Source organism: Rothia sp. HMSC062H08, assembly GCF_001810775.1.
Lineage (GTDB): Bacteria > Actinomycetota > Actinomycetes > Actinomycetales > Micrococcaceae > Rothia.
In genome coordinates, this window is record NZ_KV802667.1 from 1 (window position 1) to 22622 (window position 22622).

A 22622-nucleotide genomic window follows, 5' to 3' on the forward strand; every position below is an offset into this window, starting at 1 on the left:
CACAGGACTGTCCAAGTCCCAGGTCTCACGTATGGCAGCCGACCTGGACGAGCACGTGGATCAGTTCCGCAACCGGCCCCTCCACGATGCCGGGCCTTTCACCTTCGTCGCCGCTGACGCGCTCACCATGAAAGTACGCGAAGGAGGACGCGTCGTCTCGTGCGCGGTTCTGGTTGCCACCGGAGTCAACAATGACGGACACCGCGAAGTGCTGGGGTGCGCGTATCTACCAGTGAGACCGCTCCAGCCTGGAAGGAGTTCTTCGCCGACCTGGTCGCCCGAGGCCTGACCGGCGTGCGCCTGGTCACCAGTGATGCCCATCTGGGCCTGGTTGAGGCCATCGCCGCCAACCTACCCGGAGCCACCTGGCAACGATGCCGTACCCACTACGCCGCTAATCTCATGTCCATCACCCCCAAAGCACTATGGCCCGCTGTCAAAGCGATGCTGCACTCGGTGTATGACCAGCCCGACGCGGCATCGGTCAACGCTCAATACGACCGGCTCTTGGACTACGTCCACGACAAGCTCCCCGCCGTGTGTGATCACCTCGATCAAGCCAGGGCAGACGTCCTCGCGTTCGCGTCCTTCCCCACCGGGGTGTGGACCCAGATCTGGTCCAACAACCCCAATGAGCGCCTCAACCGCGAAATCCGCCGACGCACCGACTCCGTGGGGATCTTCCCCAACCGCCAGGCCATCATCCGCCTGGTCGGAGCCGTCCTCGCCGAACAAAACGACGAATGGGCCGAAGGCCGACGCTACCTCAGCCTCGACATCCTCACCAAATCACGACTCACACCCCAACCCACCGGGCAGGAGGACACCCCACTCCAACTCAGCGCATAACCCACTCCGAAGGACACAAAACGATTACACCACTCCACAGGACTTGAGCTGAGCAAGAGCACGTTCTACAATTGACGCATAAGTTCAAGGAGGTTCGCATGACCGCTTACGACCACTCGTCGGGGTACACCTACGGCACCGATGCCGTCCCCACGTCTCCGCTCACACTCGAGGATCTACGCCAGATTGAGGCCGCCGCGCACGTCCAGCCCGGTGACGCAGAGCTGCTCGCGCGAGCAGAACCCATCCTGGCGCCGCATGCCATGGAAATGGTCGACACGTGGCGCGGGATTTTGGCTCAAAAGACCTACCTGGCAGCACATTCCGCGCATCCGGATGGACAGCCGAACCCCGAGTACGCGCAGGCGTCAAAGCCCCGATTCGCCCAGTGGATCATCGACATGTGCACGCGCGAGCGGGATCAGGCGTGGTTGGACTACCAGTACCTGATTGGAGCTCGACACATGACCGCGGCGAAGAACGCGGCGGATGGGGCGGACTCGACGCCATTCGTGCCTCTGCGCTACGTGCTCGCCTTCATCGCGCCGACTGTGGAGGTCGGGCACCGTCTCCTGGCGGAGGGCTTCGAGGGCGCAGAACTGGACGCTGTCCGTGACGCGTGGACTCGCGCTGTGACTGTCGCCGTGACAGTGTGGGCGTATGCCTACCGCGATCACCCCGAGCAATTCTGATCCGGCGCTCGCCACCTACGACTCCCCCATCGGCCGCCTCACGCTTGATAGCGGTGTATTCGTCTTTCGCACTCTCTGACTGCTCTCCCTGGAAGCCTCAGTGGCTTCCAGGGAGAGCTTTCTTTCTGGGTTATAGGACACTACGTGTTGCTGGTTGGGTGACTTTTCGGCTTTCTGGTGCGGGAAAGTCACTCTTTCAGTTGGTCGTGTTTGCCTCGTTCCTGTGAATACTGCATCGTGCTCTGTGTGTGGCTGCCCCATGATCCGTCACGGTAAGAAGTCAACAGGAGGTCCTTTGAAGATCGCGGTGGTAGAAGTCCGCTCATCATCAAGGACCTCGACCTCTACCCACAACCCCCGACCAATACCTGGTCACCCACACTCAACTCGGAAGAGCCGGAAATAGCCTTCGTGATAGCGGAATAAAACGAAGGTGTGGAACTTGCAAGGACCGATCTCAAACTGGGATTCGATAGAACAGTTTAGCAAACGCTGACTTCGCTTTGCCGTCACTTGGAAACCTATCCGTTGGAAGTGCAGCTATCCTCACATACGCTTTTCCAAGTGAAGTATAGCTATGCACGTTTCACCGACGTTAGTAAAAACCCCGAACTTATCGCAGCCAACAGAAACCCGGTAGAAAATATATAGGAGCCAAAGGTGGCGCCTTTTAAAATCCAAGTCGTGGGAACGACAGCAAACAAGATCGGTGAGTTCGCAAAATCACCTGTGCTAATCGGAAGACCTGCCACCACAAAAAAGATGATAACAATCCATGAAACTAATGAAGTAGTCCAAAGCCGAAGCGCAAAACAGGCCAGAGTTAGCACAACCGAAGAGAAAACAAGTACTAAAGCAGTATGACTCGACAGTCGCTCATTAACAAGCTCGCCAATGATAGAGACATAAAGCAGACTCAAACAAAGGTTAACTACTTATGCGAGAAGCAGCGATTTAGCAATGAACCGGAGCAGAACTTTATCGTGAATACTAAACGAGACGTACGAGGCAGGGACCTTAGCATGCGACAAAGCTAGACCTGCCGTGGCAATTGGGAGCATGATGAGTAACGCGGATTGCGCTACGGCAATGGTATTTCCATAACGGAGAAACAGCAGCGGAAGAACTAGTGCACCGAGATAAGCGATCGTGACCCAACGAATGATTGCAATTCGCTCGATAGAACACAAAGACTTCATTTTCTTACTGCTCCTTTACTTCGAAACCTAGCCACAAGAACATAGGTAATAATTAGGATTGGTACCGGGATAAGCGCAGAGAAACCGAAATTTGATTGCTCCTGGATATCTACGAACGAGATTGCGGTACCATTGAGATTCAGCCCTACGGAGTGGAGGGCGTTTGATATGTATGGGGTAGCATTGTCAGCTAGGTTACCGGGTAGCACTATCCAGAAGTACAGAAGAACACCTGAAATTACCGCGGCAGTCGGAGGTTTTGAGAGACTTTCTAATGTCGAGTAGATCAGAGCAATTAGTATACTTTGGAAGGTAAGAAAGCAAAGCAGGGTTGCTAGCCCAGAGTGCATTTTCGAACCAGACAAAACCATTGTTAGATCGAATAGCAGCACACTAAGTAGGTTTACAAGAACTATTGAAAGTGTTCGACAGATGGTGCGTAGGACGCTAGGCAACCAGGCAATGTATACCTGCTGAGGCAAACCCCCGTAGTGGACCTTGGAAACCCTAGCATCAAGTATAAAGAGTAATGCGAGGGAAATTAGTGGCTGCGTTCCAGTAAAGAAGAAGCTGTATCCCCCTGTTATTGGAGTTCCGCTTGCCTCACTTGAAATCCATGCACCGAGGAATAGTGACGCCATTGAGCCCAAGATAGCCGCGAGAAAATACCAGATGTTCCAATAGTAAGTAAGCAAAGCACGGATAGCTGAAGTAATTCGCATGGTCCTACCCCCGGTGATATAGGTCCGCGAGATTCACGCCGTTGAGGTCGGGGATATGCAAAGCTTTGCCGTTACGAACTACGACACACTCATCCGGGACGCCTTGAATCTCATGGAGGAGGTGCGTTGATATTACAACGCAGTTCCCTTCGTCCCGATAACGACGAAGCGTCGCAGACAAGGAGATCATGCCATCTGGATCCAAACCATTCTGTGGCTCATCAAGGAACAAAAATCTTGGTCTAGATAATAAAGCAAGACAAAGCTCCAGCCGTTCCTTCATGCCGGTCGAGTAGTCCTTGGCTTTCCGCCCGTGGGCAGCGCGGACGATGCCCACACTATCCAAGGCCGACTCAGGATCAACATCCAGACCCCAGAATGCCGCGACGACCTGTACATTTTGTTTACCGCTCAGATACGGAAAGTAGCTTGGATGGTCGATTGCAGCTGACATTTCGCTAATGTCTGTCTGATCGTATCTAATGTGGCCACTTATTGGTTTTATCCGACCAAGGAGCGTTTTCATTAAGGTGGTTTTACCTGCCCCATTTGCTCCAAGGAGGCAGATTATCCTGCCAGTATTTAGCTGCAAGTTAATGCCGCTCACTACTGGGGAATTCTTGTACCCAACCGACAAATCAGTTACCGATATAGCTGGCATGGCCTACCTTTCAAAGAAAACGGCCCTGGAGGTAAGGCCTAGGATGCCTTCCCTCCAGGGCCGACTGCTGCGACAAAGCTACTAACCACTTGCAGCCAACAGAGATGCCGCAGCCGTTAGCACACTGGGCAGTGAAGCATGCAATGCCACCCGTCGGGCACCCAGGGGCGCACAGGAACTTCGAGGTGATGTGAGGACAAACAGCTTCCTCAACCTCTTCAACACGGGTGTCAAGGTCAACGGTGACCACGACTTCTCCAAGCTCTCAGAATCTGAACATATTCAGGTAACAGAAAGTTACCCGCACTGCTATGATACAACGATGCAAGATTAGTAGGGGCAACTTTCAGAATGTTCAGGTCGCAGGTTCAAATCCTGTCCCCGCAACGGATAACTCCCGATAGCTTAGCTATCGGGAGTTTTTTTATTCCCTAAAACCCGTACTCCCGCCGACCTGTCTCCTTCTGCTGTCCTCCCGTCACCTTCCGACCGCCGGTCTGCCTTCTTTCGCCACCTTCCTGCACCTTTCCTGTCGGCGACCTGTCTTCATTTGCCGCCTACTTTTCTTCTTCTTGTGCTACCTTTCTGCCGCCTGCTGGGCGGCTTTCTTTATATCTCCTGCCTCTCCGTATCTCCTGCCTTCTGTAATCTGCGGAGGGGGTCTTCTGAACCTTGTCGGGGCGGTGCTTCGGGGAGACTGATGGGGGGGGGCAGCCTGCTGCCCCTTCCGGGGTGCTTGAGGTGGATCTTTCGGCCTCTCGAAACCCCTCTTGAAACCTCCTCACGGAATTTCATAGAACCGTCGTGAAAGTACCCTGGACTGGTTTCGGAACGTCTCCCGATGCGTCTTTCGAGGTATTCCTCAGTCCGTCTATCGGGGCTTCAAGCGGGTGTGCCCATGGGGGTGGTGGAGTCACTTCCGAGCGGTTGCTGGAGGGTGGTTACGCCTTCTTGAGACGCTGCTTTTGAGCTCCTTGAAAGGGGATCTGAAAGGGGTCCTGAAGGGGGCTCTGGGGCGGGTCTCAAGAGCGTGATGAGGGGTCCGATAGGATGCCTGGGTGGGGGAGTGGCGAGGGGGCTGTTTTTGCCTCAAAGTGCATTCTCAAAGTGGAATATGCGAAAGGTGCCTATATTCCGGGCTTGGAAATCACCCGTTTTGCCCCGGAATTCCGCGGTTTTTGGCAAAAATTGGGCTTCGAGTGCAACAATTCACTCTGAAAGTGATTGTAATCACATACGAAACATTCAAGTTAATTGTAGAGTTTTTTGAAACTCTTTCAAAAAACGCTCAAAAACCCCGGAAAATCAAGGAAAAATAGCCCATTCAACCTCTACTTGAGGGTGATTCAAGTTAAACTAGAAGCTTAGAAAAAGCTCTTGTTAAGATTGAATCTTGTTCGATACCCAAAAATAGCCCCAAAAAACCGCTGGAAAAGGCTTTTTGACCTGGTAGCTTTGAGTACGTGGTCACCGCGGTCCGCCGCGTAGCTCTCCGAAATGAATACTGCACCCCTCCATCACACGAGGAAACCCCCGCAACACACACGGGACGGTTACTGGACTTGCTCCATGCGGCATCACATTCGCAGGCCGACCGCCTATAGGCTTCTCACCTATAGACCACCTATCACTCAACCACTCTCGGGCGTCCGCGCCCCACGAAACACCAACAACGAGGACAACCCATGGCACTTCGCCCCCGCACCGTTAAGGCTGGCTCTCTCGCAGCCATCGCCGTACCCTCCGTGCTCGGTAGCACCCTGGTAGCACCCGCTTCCGCATTCGCACCCGTCGTTCAGGACATCCCCGGCGCAGCTACCCAGGCTCCGAAGTCCCTGTTCACCTCCACCGTGCAGCCCACCCTCTCGCAGGTTGCTGTGCAGATCCGCCAGCAGGCAGAACAGGCAAAGCAGACTCAGCAGGCTCCCGCAACGACCGCGGTTCAGCCCATCCAGAAGACCTACACTGCCCAGGCAACTCAGCAGACAACCCCCTCGGCTACCTTCCAGTCCGCACAGGCGGCTCAGCCTTCCGCTCAGCCCACCCTGGCACAGGTTGCACAGACCCCCGCAGCTACCCAGGCTCCCGCAGCTACCCAGGCTCCCGCAGCTACCCAGAGCGCTGCAACCCCTGCCGCGCAGCCCGCGCAGACCGCACAGGCTACTCAGGCGGCATCCGGTGTGGCAGCAACCCGCACCAACCAGACTTTCCTGTCCTACACCTCCCCGGCTGGTACCACCTCGCAGTACCACGTCTACGCTGAGGGCGTGGACTTCTCCAAGCCCGTTGGCGTGGTCTTCTACTTCGACGGCGACTACTGGCGCAACGACCAGTCCAAGGTCTACGACCCCTCCGGTGAGCTGGCTCAGATGGCTGCATCCGCAGCGGCACAGAACATGCTGTTCGTGCCCGTCATCTCCCCGGACGCCAACCGTTACGACGCTGGCGTGACCTGGTGGGAAGACATGGAGCGTAACGGCGAGTTCTTCCGCTCCTTCGCTTCCTCCTTCATCGCGGCTAACGGTGTGGACTCCTCCAACGTGTGGACCATGGGCTACTCCGGTGGCGCTGAGTTCATCACCTACGAGCTGAACACCAAGCCCCAGACCTGGCGTAACGGCGGCGGATCCATCATGGTCGCTGGTGGTGGCCTGGACGAGGGTACCCCCTCGGCTGCGCTGAAGTCCCAGCCCATGTTCTGGTACGCAAACTCGAACGACGGCTCCGGCGAGACCTACCCGCAGACCTGGAGCGCACGAGGCGCCGTTGAGGGCGGCTACAACGCCTACCGCAACGCCGGCTACACCAACGCTTCCGCGACCGTTCTGAACGGTTCGGGCCACTTCGACTACAACTTCTCGCAGATTCTGAGCAACTCGCTCTCCAAGGGCAAGGCAACCGCCGCTCCCAGGGTCGAGCAGAAGACCGAACAGAAGGCTGAGCAGAAGCAGCAGAACACTCAGCGTGCCCGCACCATGAGCTCCGCAACCTACCAGAGCTACACCTCCCCGGCGGGCACCACCTCCCAGTACCACGTGTACGCGAACAACCTGGACTACTCCAAGCCCGTTGGCGTGGTCTTCTACTTCGACGGTGACTACTGGCAGCGTGACGAGTCCAAGGTCTACACCCCCGACGAGGGCATGCTCGCGGCGATGGGCAAGATTGCTAACGCCCGCAACATGGTCTTCGTACCGATTATCTCCCCGGACACCAACGCATCCGGCAACGGCATCACCTGGTGGGAAGACATGGACGCTAATGGCGAGTTCTTCCGCTCCTTCGCGAAGTCCTTCGTTAGCCAGAACAACCTGGACGCTTCCCAGGTGTGGACCATGGGCTACTCCGGCGGCGCTGAGTTCATCACCTACGAGCTGACCGACCACAACACCGCATGGCGTAACGGTGGCGGCTCCATCATGGTTGCAGGCGGCGACTCGGACGGCTCCGTGGACGCTGATGCAACCACTAAGGGCTTGCCTATGTACTGGTGGGTTGGCGCGAACGACACCTCCGGTAACACCTACCCCGTCACCTGGAGCGCACGTGGCGCAGTCGAGTCCGGCTACAACGCATACCTGGGCGCTGGCTTCTCCGACGCCCGCGTGAAGCTGATTGACGGCTTCAGCCACCACGACTACGACCTGCCGCACATCCTGGCGTCCTCCCTGGACTTCGCGGGTAAGACTCCGGCGCTGGGCTACAGCGACCTGTCCGACTCGAACCCGAACTACAACGAGATCAGCTGGAACTCTGATCACCGCATCATGCTCGGCTTCGCGGACGGTACCTTCCGCCCGAACGCATCGGTCAACCGTGCACAGCTGGCAACCTACCTGTACCGCGTGGCTGGTCGCCCCGCAGTGAATGCACCGGCTGTTTCGCCGTTCAGCGATGTTCCGGTCAACCACCCCGCGTACAAGGAGATTTTCTGGCTGAGCCAGCAGGGCATCAGCGGTAGCGACTTCCGCCCCCTGGAGGCCGTCACCGAGTCCACCATGGCTGAATTCATGTACCGTGCGGCTGGATCCCCGGCACAGGCTCAGGGCGGCTACGCATCCCAGGCTCTGGCATGGGCTGCCTCCAACGGCATCGGTACCGGCTCCACCTCTTCGGATGCGATCACCCGCGCCGCTATGGCAGGCTACCTGTACATCTACGCGAACTAAAGCTCGCACCCCATAACGCATAAAGATCCGCCCCGTTCCTGAACTCATCAGGAACGGGGCGGATCTTTATAGGTTTAGCTCAAGAAGCTATGCGCTAGACCAGGCTTACTGGACCAGGCTTAGAGAGTCTGGGTGGGGGATTCCACAGCCAGGGGAGCCGGAGCAGCCGGAGCGTTCTTTGCCTTCAGAGCGGCCAGGCGAGCGTCCAGCTCAGTCTCGCGCTCCATCTGGTCCAGGGTGTTGAACTGAGCGTCCAGGGAGGAAGCTGCCAGCTCCTGCTGACCGATGACGCGTGCCTCTTCGCGGCGAACCTTCTCTTCGAAGCGGCTCATCTCGCTGGTCGGGTCCAGAACGTCGAACGCCTTCAGAGCGTCGTTCACCTGGGTCTGAGCTGCTGCAGTCTTCTGACGTGCGGTCAGCTCATCGCGCTTGTACTTGACCTCTTCAAGCTTGGAGCGCATCTTCTCCAGGCCGTCCTTGAGCTGGTTGACAACCTGAGTCTGGGAAGCCAGCTGAGGCTCAACAGCCTGTGCAGCCTTCTCAGCCAGCAGCTGCTTGTTCAGAGCAATCTTCGCGAGGTTATCGAACTTGTCAGCGTTGGCAACATCGCCAGCTGCGCGGAACTCATCAGCCTTGTTAGAAGCTGCCAGAGCCTTGGTGCCCCACTCCTGAGCGGCCTTGACGTCCTCAGCGTGGTCCTTTTCGAGCAGTCGCAGGTTGCCGATGGTCTGTGCTACTGCAGCCTCCGCCTCGCGGATGTTGTTGGTGTAGTCACGAACCATCTGGTCCAGCATCTTCTCCGGGTCCTCAGCTGCATCAATCAGAGCGTTGATGTTTGCCTTAGTGAGCTGTGCAATACGGCCGAAGATGGTCTGCTTAGCCATAATCTCCTACTTTCTGTTCACGGGCTGCGGGGGAGCACTACGCTCCTCGTGAGCCGTGCCCGTATAACTAATTATGTGGCAGATTTCTGGGTGCATGCTGTGAAAATGATGCACGCCTGATTTCTGCAACCTAAACTTTTGGTAAATTACCTCAGGTGTTTTCCGACTGGGGAAGAAAGCGGTGAGGTAAGCTATGCACCCCGCCGGTCAGACTGTAGAAAAACCTACAGAAACCGACCGGCAGGATTTGTAGCGTGGAGGCGGTTAGAAGCTGCCGCCGTCACCGCCGCCGCTACCCCAATCGCCGCCACCGCCGCTGAAGCCGCCGCCCCAGCTACCGCCGCTACTACCGCCACTGCTGTGGCCGCCGCTGCTACCCCAGCTACTGGTGCCGGAGTTAATAGCGGTCATCAGGGCGCCCAGCAGCAGGCCCTTCGCCAGGTCGCCGCCGAAGCCGCTACCGCCGCGGTTGTTCTGGTTGTTGTAGTAGTTGCCGACCTCGCTCTGAGCGCGGTTCTGCGCGTCGGTTGCCTTCTGGATAGCCATATTGGCTTCCTTCATGGCGTTCAGCGGATCCGAAGAAGCCAGGCGCTGTGCCTGACCCAGGTGACGCTCCGCCTCAGAAACAGCGGTCAGGGTCATCGGGCCCACCGCAGCGCGGCGGTTATTGATGTAGCTACGCGCACCGTTCACGGCAGCGTAGGCAGAACGCATCGTACGGTCCAGGTTCTGCGACGCCGCACGAGAACGCTCGCGGGTAGCACGCATATTCGTCATGGCCTTATCCAGCTCAGCGGAGAGCTGATGTAGCTGGTTCGCCAGAGTCAGCGGGTCATTCGGGCGAGCCGAAGCACTCTGGTTGACCTGGTTGAGCACCGCCTCCATACCGGCGGCGACCGCACCCAAATCATCGCGACGCTGAGAAGCAGCGAGGCTCTTCGCCTCAGCCACGTCACGCTGAATGCTCAGCAGGTCGGTGCTCAGACCCAACTGAGCCTGCTCCAGCTCCTGTGAGCGGGTATTCACAGCCGCACCCAGCGCCTGAATTTGCGAGGCGGCTTCCTCCGCGGTGCGCAGGTGAGCAACCGCCTCCGAACGTGCCGTAGCAATGGTCGCCTGAGCCTTCTCAACCTCAGCAGCGCACAGCACCATGTTCGACTCCAACAGGGCAGGAGTCTTCGAAATGGGCTCCAGTGCGCTGGGCAGGTAACGTTCCCTCATCGCGTGGTACTGGGCGGTAATCTCTTCCACCGAAGCACGCAGCTGCGGCAGACGCTGAGCCAGAGCCTCAATAGCTTGGGGTGCCTCCTGCTCCAAGTTGCGCAACTGAGCCAGCTTAGCGTCCTGTTCCTGAGCGATACGGGTAACTTCCTGAGAGTTATCAATAATCTCAGTCAACCAGGCACGCTGCTCGGCCTCAGTGTCGGGAATGCTATCGGTCAGAAGCTGCTGACGCTGGAAGGACTTACGCATCAGATCCTCAGCGCGTGCAATCTCCTGAGCAAACTCGGCGACCTGCTGATCGCTGTACTGTGCACGCGCAAAATCCAGTTCCTGCTTCGCATGGCTCATCGTCGTATCAGCCTGCAACAGGGCGCTACCGGCGCGAGTGCGCAGCTCCTCCAGCGGAACCTCCGGGATGGGGGAGTAGTTACGAGGCGCACCGTAGGAACGCTGAGGCTGCTGCTGAGCGTTCTTCTTCTTGCGGCGACGGTACATCGCGTAACCACCAGCACCAACAGCTGCCGCCGCACCCACACCGAGCACACCGGTCACCACACCAGAAGAGCTACCGCCCTTCTGAGCCTCAATACCCTCAACCGCAGCAAGAGCTGCACCCGCATAGTCGCTGTTCTGCAGCTTCGGCTTAATGTAGTTCTGGTACACCTTCGTCTGCTGATCGCTCGAAAGAGTCTTGGTGCTACCTGCCAAGAAATACGCCTGGCGGGACTCGGTCGCAATTACCAGCACCACATCGGCAGAACCCCAATTGTTCTTCGTGGCAAGCGCCTTCGTCCAGCTCGAAGAAGTAGACGGGTTCTCGAACTTATCAATGGTCACCACGTGCAAATCCACGTTGTACTTCTTCGACAGATTCGAAATCTTAGATTTCAGGGTAGCGGTATCACCCAAAGAGTTCGTGGAATCGTACACGGTGGTGCCCGTAATCTGCATCGGGTCAGCAGCCTGTGCCGACGTGCTCAAAAATGCAGAACCAGCCGGCAGAACCGCCGGGGCACAAGAAAGACCTGCCGCCAGCACTGTGGCACCCAGAATAGTGCGCAGGCGAGGGCGTGCGGGACGAATCTGACGCGCAAAGGCGTGCTCGGTCATGGTCTTTCCTCCGTTGTCGTGAAGTATGAACGGACCTGTACTTCACGGCGTGCTTGAACATCGCACGCCTTAGTGCTGGTCACATTATTAGTGTAGCGGTGGCTCAGCCACGCAAACACACAGATACGAGAATGTTGCGCCGCTGTTTGCCACCCGTTTACCGACTTCCCAGGCTTTATACAGGAAAGCCGGTATATAGGAAGCCGGTATACAGGAAAGCCGGGGTCTAGCCTCACGCCAGACCCCGGCCCACCGGCTATTCAGTTAGTTAGCGCCGACGCGCAATCTTTAGATTGCTCATCAGGTGCTCCACTACCTCCGCGGCATCAACATCGTGGATGCTCTGTGCCATGCCGTTCACCACCTGAACCCGCGAAGACGAGGCGAACATCCAACCCAAGAACTGCACAGTATTCAGCAGCCTAGAACTGCGTTCTGCCTGCTTTCGCATCTGTGACCACAAAAAGGGCGTAGTCGGCACACCACGGCCCTTATACACCTGGGAGTTAGAACGGGCGTCCAGAAGCTCAGCGAGGGCCTCAATATTTTCGGTCAGCTCCTTCAAGTCCTCATCCCCGGCAGAGGGGCCGACGTAATACCGCTCGACCAGGCTCAAAGGCATGTAGCCGCTACAGCTGCTCACCCACGCCAGCTTCAACCGCAGATTCTGCAGGCGAAGCACCTGCCGCAGAAGCCGTGAATGAGTGCGCAACACCGACAGCGGCATGGAAGATAACCTCTTCTCCTCCGAAAGCAGACCCTCGGCGCCCTCCCCGGAAAACGCCTTATACGGATCCGAGACGCCCACCAGAAGCACCGGTCCCTCGTAGTGCACGAACGCCAGAACCTCGGGAACACTCGAGAGGGAACGGATGCGCTCGCCAATGGTCGGAAGATCCTCCCCATCCGGGGCGTACTGTTCGCGGCTGAACATCAACGTCTGGATAGGCTGCTCGGCAAGGTCGGGCGAGTCATGAGCAAGCGCCCGCAAATCGGTCACAACCTCCGCCAGAACGCCGTCCTGCTCAACCTGCAGAAGCTCCTCCAGAAGCTCAATGACAGAGCGCGCCTGCAAGCTCAAGACCGCAGCGCAGAACTCCGCATCCTGAAGCTCAAGACGCACCTTCTCCAGGCGCTCTTCCAGCGTGGACTGCACGCCCTTGAGCTCAAACTCGCTCAGCTGCTCCGGGCGGAGCATACGGTGCGTACCATCCTCGCCGGGACGGTAGAAAAGCTCGCTAAACTCCAACGTAGACTGAACGCCCTTCAACGCCTGCTCTCGCAACTCGGGCAGAACGTCAAAGGCGACTTCGGTCATCTCATTCCAGACCTTGACCTCATCGAGATTTGAGTCCTTACGAACAGTCTTCTTCCAGGTCTCGGCAAGTTGCATAGCGCGATCAAAATCGCTCAGCTCCACAAAAGCCGCCAGCTTCTGCGCGCTCTCACGCAGATAACGCACCGCGTAGAGGCGGTCGCTCAAAGAGTCCGGGAGAGTATCCTCCAGCAGGCGCCAACGGAAGGTACGCTCAAAGCACTCCTCGGTCAGGCTAATGACGGCGGCGCTCAGGGAGAGCGCGTGATCACGGGCAAAAGCGAAAGAGCCCGGGGTATCCGCCAGACGAGGCAGGGACGTATAAAACTCCAACGCCCCGCTCAGCTTCAGCCGAGATACCCGGATGGTTTCTTCCAGCTCGGCGGCAAGCACCGTGCGGTCAGCCTGGGCAGTCTCCTTGAAACTGTGCAACGGAGAAACCTGCGCACGTTCGAGCGTCTGCAGGTTCATGACCGCACGCATGAGGTAGTTCTCAAGAATATTGATCTGCTGTAGGCGCGGACGCTGATTCAGCGGAACATGATTCTCCTGCGTGCCCACCAGCAGATGCTGCGGCACACCGCTAATCGACGGTAGTGCAAAGACCTCATCCTCTGATGTACTGACAGAAAGCACCATGGGGTAGCGGCTGCGCTGTGCGTTCTCTAGAGGGGGAATGAGCTTGAAGTTGGTGCTCAAAGAGAAATGGTCGGAGGGCGCCGGGTTACTCTTGGGAGCTTGCTGGGCGGTCTCCTGCTGCGGGCGCTCTTCAGGCTGCGCCGGGGTGTTCTGGGGCATGCTCTGCTGCTCCTGGCTTTCTGCTGATTGGCTTTCTGCTGAATGGTTCTGCGCCGAAGAACCGGAGATACCACCGGCCTGCATCGGCTCCAGCGGGGACGGCGCTGCCACCGGCTGAGGAGGCTGAGGTGAGGCAGGGTGAGGCGAGGGTGCCTGAGCCTGCTGTGCCTGAGCCTGTTGAGCTTCGACAGCCTGATCCTGCTGGGGGAGCGGGGACTGTGCCTGGGGCGTCGCAGATATCGGGGCCTGCGTGGGGTTCGGTACCTGGTTCTGAACAGGACCCTGCGCCGGCTGCTGATTGTTGCTGCCGGGCTGTGCCGGCTTCGGCTGGTAGTGCATCGGGTAGCTCACCGCGCCCTGTACTTGCTGATTGGGCACCTGCTGAGGAGGCACAGACTGCGAAGGCGACTGCTGAGCGGGTGCCTGCTGAGGCGGTACCTGCTGATTCATCGCCTGGTTCTGCTGTTGCTGCAATACCTGCCGCCTAATCTCACGCGCGCGACGGCGCGACGGGCTCAACGACGCAAACAATGCCACCACCGCGCAGATCAGTACAAACAAAAGTAGCGCGTACAGGCGGGTTGCGCCATCCAGCGAAGACGCCACCGCCGGTAGGGTCGGCAGCGCGCCAAGAAGAGCGAAAACAGCAGAAATAATCCTCATAACTTCACCATAACCCAGCTGTCCCCTGAACGCCCGCGGTACCGTTGCCTTACCGCATACTAAAAGGGAAGTAGGCGGGGTACCGGGCGCTCTCCGCTAGTGCCTCCCGCATCCGCATCACAGTTAAAAGACGATGCGGCGCAAGCCCTCATGCAGGGGCTCACGCCGCATCGATCATCACTCAACTCATTATCACACCCGGGCCGGTCCTCACACCGACCCTTCGGGACATACTGGGGATTCTCGCCCCTCCCGGTGCAGGGCTCTCATCTCCCGCCCCGGAAAACTATCAAACTCTATACGCTACCTACCGGCGGTCAACGCCTGGGTAGCCATCGGCTGTGCCAACTCGGCAGTTTTCTCCGCACGATGACGGCGGTACACCATTCCCGAGCAACAAGCCACAATACCCGCACCGATACCGATGGAGCTTGCCAAGACCGCACAGAAAATCAGGGTTCCGATCATCATGGGTTTCTCCTTTGCCTTTGTCCTTTGCCTTTGTTCTCGGCTCTATGTGCCTTCAACATTACGGAGCAACCCTGTGTTCAAGCTGTGTACCAAGAAGCGTCATGCTGTGTAAACCATGGAGAAAAACCTAGTGCTTTAAAAGAGAAGCCTGGGAGCGACGAAAAATAGCGAACAAAGCCCCAAAATAAACTAGCCGCCGGGTAAATCGCCGGGTGCCTCAAGACCGGCTAATCTACCCCAAATGAAAGGGCGAGAGAAAAATTCCCAGGGAACTCCCCGATAACCAACAGCAAAAAAATATAGAACGCCATAAAACACCCTCTACAGTAGAAAGATAGCGTGCGCCCAGGGTGAGGCACACGCGCGACTCTAGGAGAACTTATGACTCAGAACAACGGATGGTCCTACGGCGGCAATGACGGCGTCACGGATGCAACCCGTCCCCTGCAGAACGTGAACGGACAGGCAAGCTACCAGCCCGCAAACCAGCAGCAGGGTCAGAACGCATACCCGCAAGCATATGCTTCTCCCGGCTACACCTACCCCCAGGCAGCCGCTGCTCAGGTCGCATCGGCACAGTCTGCACCCCAGAACACCGATAACAACAAGCGTTACGGTGCCGGCGTTGTGCTCACCGCGGCTCTGCTTGCAGCCCTCGTTGGCGGTGGCGTTGGCGCGGGTGTCGGAGGCGGCATCGCAGCATCGAATAACAGCTCCACCAGCACCTCCTCCCGTGGTTCCGTCAGCTCCAATATCAGCAACTCTTCCACCGTGGCCGGCGTAGCAGAAACCGCGAAGAAGGTCCTGCCCTCTACCGTGACCATCGTTGCTTCGAACGGCTCCTCCTCCGGCGGCGGTAGTGGCGTTATCCTCGACAAGGAAGGCCACATCCTCACCAACCACCACGTGGTTACCCTCGAATCTTCCAGAGAAGCATCCACTATTGAGGTGCGCCTGAGCGACGGCACCGTACGCACCGCAACCGTGGTGGGCCTGGACTCTGCCGCTGACCTGGCGGTCCTGAAGATTAACCCCTCCGGCCTGGACCTGCAGCCCATCACCTGGGGTGACTCCTCCAAGCTGGTCTCCGGCGAGGTAGTGGTTGCCCTCGGCGCGCCGTATCGTCGTAGCGAATCGGTAACCTCCGGCGTGGTCTCGAACGCAAACCGCGTGCAGCCTGCCGATGCGAAGGGCCAGAACTACATCCCCATGGTTCAGGTTGACGCTCCCATCAACCACGGTAACTCCGGTGGCCCGCTGGTGAACCTCAAGGGCGAACTGGTCGGCATTAACGCGCAGGGCCAGGCAAGCCAGGATGGCGGCACCGCCGACGGTATGGCGTTCTCCATTACCTCCAACTACGCCAAGCGCATCTCCTCCGAGATCATCGCCAAGGGTAAGGCAACCCACGGCTACCTGGGCGCGAGCGTGAAGAACAGCCCCGCGGACACCGGCTCGGGCTCGTCCAAGCTCATCCCCGGTGGCGTTGAAATTGCCTCGGTAGAATCTAACAGCCCCGCCGCGAAAGCAGGCCTGCGATCCGGCGACGTCGTGATTGAAGCCGACGGTCACGCCGTGACCAAGAGCGACGAGCTTAACGGTACCGTGCGTGCCGCGGCAGCAGGCTCTGATCTGAAGCTGAAGATTAAGCGCGGCTCCTCCACCCAGGACATCACCGTGACCCTGGGCGACGCCGACAGCCAGAAGTAAAACACGTCTTGCCTCTGAGCGCTGAAGGGCACGGCTGAGAAACACCCGCTCAGCCGACTCTACCGTTCAGCAGGACTAACCGCTCAGCAAGAGTGCCACCTGGCGTAACGAAGAAGCTCCTACCCCAAACGCTGGGGTGGGAGCTTCTTGCGTTAGTACAGCAAAATGCATTGGTGCCGCAGAGCGGGGGGTGGGTCAGGCGCCCTCGAGAACCTCGCCCACGCGCTTCTGCAAAGCCGGGACAACCTCCTGCTCGAACCACGGGTTCTTCGCCTGCCACCTAAAATTCAGCGGCGAAGGATGCACCAGCGGCAGGAACTTCGGAAGGTAAGACTCCCACGCGCGAACCGTCTCCGTCAGGTTCTTCTGCGCCTTCGGGGCGTGCACACCATCCAGGTAATGCTTCTGAGAGTACGCGCCCACCAGCAGAATCAGCTGAACATCTGGCATGAGCTCCAGTAGCTGCGGATGCCACTTCGGCGCGAAATCCTTACGCGGCGGGTTATCGCCGTGCGCGCCCTTACCGGGGTAGTAGAAATCCATCGGCAGTAGCGAAATCAGCTCGGGGTCGTAGAACTGCTCGTCCGTTACGCCCATCCACTCGCGCAACTTCACACCGCTCGGGTCATTCCACGGGATACGGCTCTCCTGCGCGGCGCGCCCGGGCGCCTGACCAATTACCACGATGCGTGCCTTCGGGGACGCCGAATAGACCGGCTCCCAACCCTGCTCCGTGAACTCCCTATTCTGCGGATCCAGGCGAATCTGTTCAGCCAGGGGAGGGGCTGTCTCCAGAATCTGCTGAACCAGATGCTCCGGCAGATTATGGTGTGTTGCAGCCATGCTAGATGGCGCCTCCCTCAAAACCGTTCTGGCGCCACGCCTCAAAAATCGCAATGGACGCAGAATTAGCCAGGTTCAGCGAACGGCGGCCCGGCTTCATCGGAATCTTCACCCGCTCGCTCACGTGCGGGTCCTGCTGAACCTCAGCGGGCAGACCCACCGACTCCGGACCAAACATGAACACATCACCGGGACGGTACTCAATATCCGCATACGAAGTCGAAGCAGTCGTCGTGAACGCAAAAACACGCTCCGGAGCCAGAGCCTCCCACGCATCCTCAAGGGTCTCATGCACCGTCACCACCGCCAGGTCGTGATAGTCCAGACCCGCGCGGCGCAGATGCGCATCATCAAAGTTAAAGCCCAGCGGTTTCACCAGGTGCAACTCAGCGCCAGTAATCGCCGCCAAACGGATAGCGTTGCCGGTATTGCCGGGAATCTCAGGGGTATAGAAAAGAATCTTGAACACGTTCCTAAGTGTACCGCGCAGCCCCCGACCAGCCCGGAACAGCCCCCGACCAGCATTGAGCGTCCCGGGGCAGTAGCGCTCGCCGACCCAGCCGCAGATGAACACACCTAGAAGAGTGCGGATAGAGCGCGATAAAATAAGTGAGGCGAAAAACTGCCGACAACCCAGCAGGAGGAACCATGAGTGCAGAAACCAACCGTCAGAACGGCCGCGTCTACCTCGACCATGCCGCCACCACCGACGTACTGCCCGCCGCCATCGACGCTATGGTCGAACAGATGCGCAACGGTGGCAACCCCTCCTCCCTGCACGCCGTAGGCCGCGACGCCCGCGCCACCGTCGAATACGCCCGCGAACGCATCGCCCGCGCCGTCGGAGCCGACCCCGCCGAAATTATTTTCACCTCCGGCGGCACCGAAGCAGACAACCTCGCCGTCAAGGGCATCTACTGGAAACGCCGCGAAGAAAACCCGCAGCGCACCCGAATTCTCGTCTCCTCCATTGAACACCACGCCGTGGAAGAAACCTGCGAATGGCTCGAAAAGGCAGAAGGCGCGCAGCTCGAATGGATCCCCGTAGACGAGCACGGTAGCGTCAACCCGCAAACCGTCCGCGAACTCATCGAAAAGAACCCCGAAGACGTCGCGCTCGTGACCGTCATGTGGGCGAACAATGAGGTCGGTACCGTACAGCCCATCCCCGAGATCGCCGCTATCGCCGCCGAATACGGTATTCCCGTGCACTCGGACGCGGTGCAGGCATTCGGCGCAATCCCCATTGACTTCCACGCCAGCGGGGTAGCGACCCTCGCAATCTCCGGCCACAAAATCGGTGGTCCCATGGGCATCGGCGCGCTGGTTGCAACCCGTGCCGTGCAGATGACCCCCGTCCTCCACGGAGGCGGCCAGGAACGCTCCGTACGCTCCGGCACCATCGACGCACCCGCCATCGCAGGTTTCGCAGAGGCCGCCGTGCACTCGGTACAGCACCTCGACAAAGAATCCGCCCGCATCGCCGCGCTACGCAACGAACTCGTTGCGGCAATTAGCGCGCTCATCCCTCAGGCGCACCTGAGCGGCGAAAACCCGCTCACCGAAGAATACCCCGGCCAGAAGCGACTGCCCGGCAACGCCCACTTCACCTTCGAAAACGCAGAAGGTGACACCCTGCTCTTCCTGCTGGATATGCAGGGCATCAGCAGCTCCACCGGCTCCGCCTGCAACGCCGGGGTGACCCGCCCCTCCCACGTGCTCATGGCAATGGGAATGGACGAAGACACCGCCCGCAGCGCCCAGCGATTCACCCTCGGCCACTCCACCACCGGAGCCGATATTGCACGTCTCATCGCGGCACTACCCGCCGCCTACGAACAGGCTGCAAAGGCGGGACTGTCCTCGCAGCAGCCGGACGCCTCCCGCTGGCACTAGAAAGCCAGAAGAAAAGATACCGAACCGCCCTCAGCCTGCAATCTCAGCGTTCGCTGAGGGCGGGCTGAGGGTGCACTGCCCAATATCCCGCCGAGCCCCTGCGTACAATGGGTAGCTACAGTAACGAAAAGTCCGCCCACACAAATAAGGCGTACCTTTCTAAAGGCTCAACACAACAGAAGGATAGGCAGTGAAAATTCTTGCAGCTATGAGTGGCGGCGTTGACTCCGCAGTCGCCGCAGCCCGCGCCGTAGAAGCAGGACACGAAGTAGTCGGCGTTCACCTCGCCCTATCCCGCATGCCCGGCACCCTGCGCACCGGCTCCCGCGGCTGCTGCACCCTCGAAGACTCCATGGACGCCCGCCGCGTCTGCTCCCAGCTGGGCATCCCCTTCTTCGTCTGGGACTTCTCCGAACGCTTCAAGGAAGACGTCGTCGACGACTTCATCTCCGAATACGAAGCCGGACGAACCCCCAACCCCTGCATGCGCTGCAACGAAAAGATCAAGTTCGCCGCGCTCCTCGAACGCGCCCTCGCACTCGGCTTCGACGCCGTGGTGACCGGCCACTACGCCCGCGTCATCACCACCGAAGACGGCAACCGCGAACTGCACCGCGCCGCCGACTGGGCCAAGGACCAGTCCTACGTGCTCGGTGTGCTCACCCACGAACAGCTCAAGCACGCCTGGTTCCCCCTGGCGGACACCCCCTCCAAGGCACAGGTACGCGCGGAGGCGGCAGAGCGCGGCTTCTCCGTGGCGAAGAAGCCGGACTCCTACGACATCTGCTTCATCCCCGAAGGCGATACCCGCGCCTGGCTGGGCGACCACATCAGGATGCGCCCCGGCCTCATCAAGGACACCCACGGCGAGGTGCTCGGCGAGCACCCCGGCGCGCAGGCATACACCGTAGGCCAGCGCAAGGGCCTGGCACTGGGCCGCCCCGCCGCCGACGGCAAGCCCCGCTTCGTGCTGGAGGTGCGCCCCAAGGAAAACGAAGTTATCGTCGGCTCCCGCGAGCTGCTTGCCGTGCACGAAATCCGCGGTATCCGCGCCACCTGGGCGGGCGTACCCGTAGAACAGGCGGCACGCTTCCTGGAAGAGCCCGCACAGCTGGGCGCTCGTAGCGAAGAGTTCGAGGTGACCGCACAGGTGCGCGCGCACGCTGACCCGGTCCGCGCCAAGGCGTACATGACCTGGGCACCCGACCCCGAAGCTGAAGAAGAAGGCACGCTGCGCCTGGAAACCGTAGTGCGCCTACTGGACCCGCTCTCCGGCGTGGCACCGGGACAGACCATGGTGCTCTACCAAGGCACTCGCGTACTGGGCCAGTCCACCATCGCCCGCGCCTACTCGCTGGACCGCGAAGACATTCAAGAAACCCTGTCTGCTGGCGCCTCCACCAGCGCCGACTAGCCGCACAGAATAGCCGCGTACCCCGCTATTCGCAGCTGTTGCCGCAACAGCCTGCTCGAGCGCAACGCACAGAAGACCACAACCGGACTGAGGAGAGACCGATGACTGCCGAACACACTTCCTGCGAATTTGACCCCCACGCCACCTCCATGGGCGATGAAGTCGCGCCGGAGGTTTACGAGGAGCTCTTCGCCATGCGCCGCTCCATCGATAACTTCGATGCAGCGTTGGTGCACATCCTCGCGGAGCGTTTTCAGGCAACTAAGCGCGTGGGCGTCCTGAAGGCTAAGCACAACCTGCCCGCTGGCGACCCCGGTCGTGAAGAGGCGCAGATTGCTCGCCTGCGTGCCATGGCGAAGGAATCCAGCCTGGACCCGGAATTCGCGGAGAAGTTCCTGAACTTCATCATCTCTGAGGTGATTCGCCACCACGTGCGCATCGCGAACGAGCACGCTGACCAGGACGAAGAGACTGAAAAGTCTGAAAGCTAAGACTTTCTAAGATTTCACCCTCTTCGAGATCTCAGCCTCTCCGAAAAGCCCCGCTCTTATCCCTGCTGAGCATCCATCGTGCTGAGCGTCCAGCGGCAGAGCATCGACCCGCCCGCACTTTTCCCTAACCTGTCTTAACCTCACTCGTTTATGCCCCCTCAATCTTCCTCCCGCCAGAATGCCCGCACCGAGCCGGTGCCGGAGCGCCTGCTACTGCCCGGTGAGTACCGCGCCCCCGAAGGCGACGAACTGACCGAGCAGGACCTTGCTGCGCTCGCTACTGAGCGTCCGCTGGTGCGCGCTAGCGGTCGGGGTGATTTTCCCGGCGATGATTTGGGCGAAGCAATGTCTCGAGTGGAAGGGGAGCTGGGTGCCCCGCACCTGCCGTTCTTGCCGCATCTGCCGACGCTGGGTTGGCGGAGTACTCCTCTGGCACGCACCCTGGCGGTGTGCGAGGGACTTGCTTTTGACGGTGCCTCGTTTGGCTGGCGCATGGTGCATAGCGGCGGCAGGGGAGCACGCGAGTCTGCCTTGGCGCAGGACCGTCTGCTTTCGGATATCAATCTTCTCGCTGACCGTGTGGGTGCGCAGAAGAAGAGGTTCACTTCCAGTGCTGAGGGTTCCGCTGCGGTGTATAAGATTCAGCTGGTCGGTCCGCTGACTCTTGCCGCCAGTATCTATCTGCCCGGCGGCGAGCGTGCCATTAGTGATGCAGGGGCGAGCCGTGACCTGCTGGAGTCGTTCCTGGAAGGCCTGGAACGCTGGATGGGTTCTCTGCGCGAGGCTCTGCAAGCTCCGCGGGCGCTGATTGCCGTGCAGCTGGATGAATCCGAATTTCAGCGTCTGCTGGAGGGGGCCATCCCTACGGTGAGTGGCTTCCGCTCCCTGTCGGCGTTGCAACCTCACTACTATCAGCAGGTGTACCGCCGTATCTCGGAGCGTTTCGCCGAGCTGAATCTGCAGCTCATCCTGGACGTGGATGGCACCGCGCTCAAGCCTGTGCAGGAGCTGAAGCTGCTGAGCCAGTCCCGCCCCGCCCTTGACGCGTTGGCTCTTGTGAAGGCGATGCGTGTTGAGGACGGCGCTCCCTGCGCTTTGCTGTTGCATCCTGATCGCGCCCGCCTCAAAGGGCCCGGCACGCTGCAGGTTCCGCCGCTGAGCGACCCTCGTTCCTGGGAGCCCGTCGCGCAGCTTCTGGAGGCGCAGACCCAGCTGTGGCTGCCGGTGGTGACTTCTGCACGGGTTCCTGATCAGGTGCGCCGCCTGTACAGCCTGTGGCGTGAGGTTGGTCTTGAGCCGACGCAGTTGAGTGCGGTGGGTTTGATGCCTGATGAGCGTATTCAGAGCGGTTCCGTGCCTGCTGGGATGACTTCAGCCGCGGTAAGTATGCTGGATGCCACGGCTTCGCTGGCTCGGGTGACAGAGTGTGCCCGTGCATTGGCTGAGTGCGCGGTATGATTAGATAATCAGCATTTTTATGTAAGTATTTACGACAATTCTTTAGGGAGGTA

Annotated in this window: 15 protein-coding genes and 1 pseudogene; 8 read left to right on the plus strand and 8 right to left on the minus strand. The window is 59.2% G+C overall.

Features of this window, described 5'->3' with window-relative positions:
* Positions 1-849 (plus strand): annotated as a pseudogene (locus HMPREF2765_RS04635) (IS256 family transposase); the annotation flags it as partial.
* Between the two features lie 98 nt (positions 850-947).
* Positions 948-1541, plus strand: a complete 594-nt coding sequence (locus tag HMPREF2765_RS04640; RefSeq protein WP_005505324.1) for a protoglobin domain-containing protein — start codon at positions 948-950, stop codon at positions 1539-1541.
* Between the two features lie 1925 nt (positions 1542-3466).
* Here HMPREF2765_RS04640 and HMPREF2765_RS04650 read toward each other — a convergent pair.
* Both HMPREF2765_RS04650 and HMPREF2765_RS09455 read right to left on the minus strand, forming a co-directional pair.
* Entirely contained in the window at positions 3467-4069 is a 603-nt protein-coding gene (locus HMPREF2765_RS04650) for an ABC transporter ATP-binding protein (RefSeq protein WP_246824920.1), read from the minus strand.
* 64 nt (positions 4070-4133) lie between these two features.
* Entirely contained in the window at positions 4134-4373 is a 240-nt protein-coding gene (locus HMPREF2765_RS09455) for a gallidermin/nisin family lantibiotic (RefSeq protein WP_005505332.1), read from the minus strand.
* Between the two features lie 1435 nt (positions 4374-5808).
* Between HMPREF2765_RS09455 and HMPREF2765_RS04655 the strand changes: the two genes are divergently transcribed.
* Positions 5809-8292 (plus strand): S-layer homology domain-containing protein, encoded by a 2484-nt coding sequence (locus HMPREF2765_RS04655; RefSeq protein WP_070604448.1) that lies wholly within the window; start codon positions 5809-5811, stop codon positions 8290-8292.
* A gap of 119 nt (positions 8293-8411) precedes the next feature.
* Here the strand turns inward: HMPREF2765_RS04655 and HMPREF2765_RS04660 are convergent, their stop codons facing one another.
* The 4 genes from HMPREF2765_RS04660 to HMPREF2765_RS09270 all read right to left on the minus strand — a co-directional run bounded on the left by HMPREF2765_RS04660 (position 8412) and on the right by HMPREF2765_RS09270 (position 14757).
* Complete coding sequence (locus HMPREF2765_RS04660) at positions 8412-9176, minus strand: PspA/IM30 family protein (RefSeq protein WP_012903194.1); 765 nt, start codon at positions 9174-9176, stop codon at positions 8412-8414.
* Between the two features lie 264 nt (positions 9177-9440).
* On the minus strand, positions 9441-11510 hold the full coding sequence (locus HMPREF2765_RS04665) for a TPM domain-containing protein (RefSeq protein ID WP_070604450.1): 2070 nt from the start codon (positions 11508-11510) through the stop codon (positions 9441-9443).
* A gap of 268 nt (positions 11511-11778) precedes the next feature.
* Positions 11779-14286: an atrophin-1 family protein gene (locus HMPREF2765_RS04670; RefSeq protein WP_070604452.1), complete on the minus strand. Its 2508-nt coding sequence runs from the start codon at positions 14284-14286 to the stop codon at positions 11779-11781.
* 303 nt (positions 14287-14589) lie between these two features.
* Positions 14590-14757, minus strand: a complete 168-nt coding sequence (locus tag HMPREF2765_RS09270) for a hypothetical protein (RefSeq protein ID WP_168163560.1) — start codon at positions 14755-14757, stop codon at positions 14590-14592.
* Positions 14758-15138: 381 nt separating this feature from the next.
* Between HMPREF2765_RS09270 and HMPREF2765_RS04675 the strand changes: the two genes are divergently transcribed.
* Positions 15139-16467: a S1C family serine protease gene (locus HMPREF2765_RS04675; protein ID WP_070604454.1), complete on the plus strand. Its 1329-nt coding sequence runs from the start codon at positions 15139-15141 to the stop codon at positions 16465-16467.
* A 195-nt stretch (positions 16468-16662) separates the two neighbouring features.
* On the opposite strand, the gene HMPREF2765_RS04680 is transcribed toward HMPREF2765_RS04675, so the two are convergent.
* Together HMPREF2765_RS04680 and HMPREF2765_RS04685 are read right to left on the minus strand one after the other, a co-directional pair.
* The gene (locus HMPREF2765_RS04680; protein ID WP_070604456.1) at positions 16663-17310 is read right to left on the minus strand and encodes a uracil-DNA glycosylase family protein; all 648 of its coding nucleotides are present in this window, start codon (positions 17308-17310) and stop codon (positions 16663-16665) included.
* 1 nt (position 17311) lies between these two features.
* The gene (locus HMPREF2765_RS04685) at positions 17312-17779 is read right to left on the minus strand and encodes a tRNA (cytidine(34)-2'-O)-methyltransferase (protein ID WP_070507585.1); all 468 of its coding nucleotides are present in this window, start codon (positions 17777-17779) and stop codon (positions 17312-17314) included.
* A 179-nt stretch (positions 17780-17958) separates the two neighbouring features.
* Between HMPREF2765_RS04685 and HMPREF2765_RS04690 the strand changes: the two genes are divergently transcribed.
* The 4 genes from HMPREF2765_RS04690 (at position 17959) to HMPREF2765_RS04705 (ending at position 22569) form a co-directional block, all read left to right on the plus strand.
* On the plus strand, positions 17959-19206 hold the full coding sequence (locus HMPREF2765_RS04690; protein ID WP_070604458.1) for a cysteine desulfurase family protein: 1248 nt from the start codon (positions 17959-17961) through the stop codon (positions 19204-19206).
* Positions 19207-19396: 190 nt separating this feature from the next.
* Complete coding sequence (gene mnmA, locus HMPREF2765_RS04695; protein ID WP_070507583.1) at positions 19397-20620, plus strand: tRNA 2-thiouridine(34) synthase MnmA; 1224 nt, start codon at positions 19397-19399, stop codon at positions 20618-20620.
* Between the two features lie 101 nt (positions 20621-20721).
* Positions 20722-21111 carry a chorismate mutase gene (locus HMPREF2765_RS04700; RefSeq protein ID WP_049342203.1) on the plus strand — a complete coding sequence of 130 codons (390 nt, stop codon included), beginning with the start codon at positions 20722-20724 and terminating at the stop codon, positions 21109-21111.
* Positions 21112-21261: 150 nt separating this feature from the next.
* The gene (locus HMPREF2765_RS04705; RefSeq protein ID WP_070604460.1) at positions 21262-22569 is read left to right on the plus strand and encodes a uroporphyrinogen decarboxylase/cobalamine-independent methonine synthase family protein; all 1308 of its coding nucleotides are present in this window, start codon (positions 21262-21264) and stop codon (positions 22567-22569) included.
* Positions 22570-22622 lie beyond the last annotated feature (53 nt).